Source organism: Gammaproteobacteria bacterium (genome assembly GCA_019911805.1).
Lineage (GTDB): Bacteria > Pseudomonadota > Gammaproteobacteria > Thiohalobacterales > Thiohalobacteraceae > JAHJQQ01.
In genome coordinates this window covers 1-3896 of sequence record JAIOJV010000093.1, presented here as the reverse complement: position 1 = coordinate 3896, position 3896 = coordinate 1, and the positions used below count along the sequence as shown (strand labels likewise).

Genomic DNA, 3896 nt, shown 5'->3' with positions numbered 1-3896 from the left:
GCGACCATGTCGTAGCCGTCGGAGGTGGCGCCGTAGCCGACCAGCTCGGCATAGATCTTCGCGCCGCGTGCCCGGGCGTGCTCGAGTTCCTCCAGCACCACCAGCCCACCGCCGCCGGAGATGACGAAGCCGTCGCGGTTGACGTCGTAGGGGCGCGAGGCCTGTGCAGGTGTCTCGTTGTATCGGGACGACAGCGCACCCATGGCGTCGAACAGACAACTCATGGACCAGTGCACCTCCTCACCACCACCGGCGAAGACGATATCCTGCTTACCCCACTGGATGAGCTCGGCACCATGGCCGATGCAGTGCGCACTGGTCGAGCAGGCCGAACTGATGGAATAGCCCACCCCCTTGATGCCGAAGGCGGTACCAAGGATGGCCGAGGTCGTCGACGACATGGTCTTGGTCACGCCGTACGGGCCGATTCTCTTCACACCCTTCGTACGCAGCGTGTCGGCGGCGATGACGACATTGGCGGTGGAGGCGCCGCCGGAACCCACGATCAGACCGCTGCGTGGGTTGGAGATCATCGCCGCGGTCAGACCGGAGTCGTCCAAGGCCTCTTGCATGGCGATGTAGTTGAAGGCCGCGGCGTCGCCCATGAAGCGCCTGAGCTTGCGGTCGATCAGCGCCTCCTGGTCCAGGTCGACGATCGGCCCGCAGACCTGGCTGCGAAAACCCATATCTCGATATTCTTCGCTGAAACGGATGCCGGAACGGCCATTTTTCAGACTCTCCAGCACCGCCTGCCGGTTGTTGCCGATGGAGGAGACGATGCCGATGCCGGTGACGACTACCCTGCGCATTGCTCTGGACCTCAGAAATTCTCGGTGGAAGTGAACAGGCCGACGCGCAGATCCTTGGCATGGTAGATCTCGCGTCCGTCCACGGACATGATGCCGTCGGCGATGCCCATGAAGAGTGTGCGCTTGATGACGCGCTTCATGTCGATCTGGTAGGTGAGCAGGCCATTCTTGGGCGTGACCTGCCCGGAGAATTTGATCTCACCGCCGCCCAGGGCGCGACCGCGGCCCGGGCCGCCGGCCCAGCCGAGGAAAAAGCCGATCAGCTGCCACATGGCGTCCAGTCCCAGGCAGCCGGGCATGACGGGATCGCCCTCGAAGTGGCAGCCGAAGAACCACAGGTCCGGCTCGATATCGAGTTCCGCACGGATCTCGCCCTTGCCATGCGCGCCGCCTTGCTCGCTGATGTGGGTGATGCGATCGAACATCAGCATCGGCGGCAGTGGCAACTGGGCGTTACCGGGCCCGAACATCTCGCCACGGGCACAGCTGAGGAGTTCCTCGAAGGAGAGCTGGCTGGGGCGCCGTGCGGTGGTGGTGTCGGTCATCTGCGGACTCTCGTACGGGGTCATTGGATTCTGGGGGCCAGACTTGCGCCGGGCCGGGCGATCGAAGGGCCGTATTCTAGCTCAGGCCGGCCGTAGAGTTAAAACCATGGTTTGGCGGTGGTGCCGCCCGGGGCCGTTATCCATGATTCCCACCCGCACCCGGAAACGGGGCGTCGCGGTGACGCTGTGGGATTGATCGTTGTCAACCGCACTGTTAACCACCAAGGACACGAAGGACACAAAGGGGAGATCCCATCGAATGTAAAACCACGAAATGTCGCAAGGGCAGGCGTCGAACTGGATTCCCGGATTCCGCTGCGCGTCATCCAGGTTACGCTATTTGGCGGTGTTACATGAAACAGACTTTCCTTCGTGTCCTTCGTGTCCTTGGTGGTTAACGAAAGACCTCAATCCCGGAAATTCTGATACTGCAGCGGCAGCCCGATGTCGGCTTTCTTCAGCAGGGCGATGGCCTCCTGCAGGTCGTCGCGCTTCTTGCCGGTGATGCGCACCTGATCACCCTGGATGCTGGCCTGGACCTTGAGTTTACTGTCCTTGATCTGCTTGACGAGCTTCCGGGCCGTGTCCTGGTCGATGCCCTGGCGGACCTGGATCTTCTGGCGGGCGCGGGAGCCACTCTCCTCGATCTTCTCGATCTTCAGCGCACCGATGTCGACCCCGCGTTTGGCGAGCTTCTTCTCCAGGATGTCACGCATCTGGTCGACCTGGAACGCACTCTGGGCATCCAGGGTGAGGGTATCGTCGACGATCTCCACTTTGGCATCGCTGCCCTTGAAATCGAAGCGTGTACCGATCTCGCGGTTGGCCTGATCGGCGGCGTTGTTCACTTCGTGCAGATCGACTTCGGACACGACGTCGAAGGAAGGCATGGCGGCACTCCGCAATCCGGGTTGCGGGGCATCCTACCACAGCCCGAGAACCGGGGCCGGGGCCCGAGGGTCTTTACCTAAACCATTTTTGGCCACGGAATTCATGGAATAACACGGAAAGAATTCACGCTGCAAATCCAGGATCATGCCCAGCGGTTTGGTCTCTGTGGCCCGGAATGGCTTGGGAACCCGTCGGGTAGAGATACCCGGTGCCTGTATCAGGTAGCGGACGTCTCTGCCCGTGTATGCGCCTCGAAGGCGGCACGGATCTGCGCCAGCGCATCGGCCAGGCCGCGTTGTCCGGACACGTCCCACTGCTCCAGCAGCGGCAGCACCCGTAGCACCAGCGTCCCGAGGTGGGGGTGGAGTCGTGTGTGTTCACCGCGCTGCAGCAGCGTCAGGGCCTCGTCGAGCGTTGGTACCGGCGCCGGCACTTCGGTGCCGGTGGGTGCGGGGGCGTGAGGCGTTTCGGCCCCGGTGTGCGTAGCGACCGGTGCGGCCGGTGCGACCTGCGGTGCAGGCACCTTCACCGTGGCCGGTGGTGCGCTGTCGATGATCTCGCTGCCCTGTTGCAGCGCCCGCTCCAGTCGCCCCGTGAGTTCCACGAACAGGTCTTCGAGGCGGATGTCGTGCCGTACCGCCGGCGTCAGTATGCCGGCACTGAGTGTGACGGTGAATGGACCGTCCTTGCCATCGATGGGCATCTCGGTGAGGCGCGCGGCGAGGCGCTGCACCAGATGACGCGCACCCACCGCCCGGGTGGTGGGCATGACCACCCCGAAGCGCGCCATGCCCAGCCGTGCACCCATGTCCTCGCGGCGGATCTCGGCCTGGAGGGCCGCGGTGACCGTCTTGAGGATTGCGCCGCCGACGGCCTTGCCCTGGCGCACGAACAGGTCGTCGAAGCCGTCGACCTGGAACAGCAGCAGCGTAAATTCCGCCCGGTGGCGGAGGGCGTGCGCGAGCGCCCGCTGGCCGTTCTGCTGAAAGGCGTGGGCATTGCCCAGCCCCGTGAACGGGTCGGTCGCCGGTTTCTCGTTGAGTGTCGTGGTGGTGTGTTTGAGCTCGACGGTGGTCTTGTGCAGGCGGACGTGCGAACGGGTGTGCGCCAGCAACTGCACGGAGTCGAACGGCTTACTGATGAAATCGGTCGCACCGGCAGCGAAGACACGGCTCTTGGCGCCGTCGTCGTCCTCGGCGCCGGTGACGATGATCATGGGCAGGGTGCGCAACGGCTCACGCTCGTCCGCGCGCAGCCGTTGCAACAGGCCCATGCCGTCGAGGTAGGGCATGGACAGGTCGGAGATGACCAGGGCGATATCGTCTTGGGTCGTCAGCAGTTCCCAGGCCTGTTCACCGTCACCGGCCTCCAGGGTGTCGAATTCATCCTTGAGGATCTTGCGGGCGGCCACGCGGATCACGCGCGAATCGTCCACGACCAGGACGCGGGGTTTGCTGGGGGACTCTTCGCTCGACACGGTGGTTCTCCCGGGGCTCGCTCGGGCGCAACGGCAGGTTGTGGGCTGGAGTGGCGGCGCGTCCCTGCGCCGCGCGGGCGGGCACCTTCATACCGGCCCCGTCCGTTATGACTTATTGATGCGCTTGTTGATATTCGGCCATGATGCTGCGTTCTTTAGGCGGGGGTCGGGATT

At 64.0% G+C, this 3896-nt stretch carries 4 protein-coding genes; all 4 read right to left on the bottom strand.

Annotated elements, in window-relative coordinates; genetic code table 11:
* On the bottom strand, positions 1-809 hold an 809-nt coding region (locus K8I04_11775; protein ID MBZ0072389.1), incomplete at its 3' end, for a beta-ketoacyl-ACP synthase I.
* Positions 810-820: 11 nt separating this feature from the next.
* The gene (gene fabA / locus K8I04_11770) at positions 821-1354 is read right to left on the bottom strand and encodes a 3-hydroxyacyl-[acyl-carrier-protein] dehydratase FabA (GenBank protein ID MBZ0072388.1); all 534 of its coding nucleotides are present in this window, start codon (positions 1352-1354) and stop codon (positions 821-823) included.
* Between the two features lie 407 nt (positions 1355-1761).
* Positions 1762-2244, bottom strand: a complete 483-nt coding sequence (locus tag K8I04_11765) for a YajQ family cyclic di-GMP-binding protein (protein MBZ0072387.1) — start codon at positions 2242-2244, stop codon at positions 1762-1764.
* 218 nt (positions 2245-2462) lie between these two features.
* Positions 2463-3722, bottom strand: coding sequence for a response regulator (locus K8I04_11760; GenBank protein ID MBZ0072386.1), 1260 nt, complete (start codon positions 3720-3722; stop codon positions 2463-2465).
* Between the last annotated feature and the right edge of the window lie 174 nt (positions 3723-3896).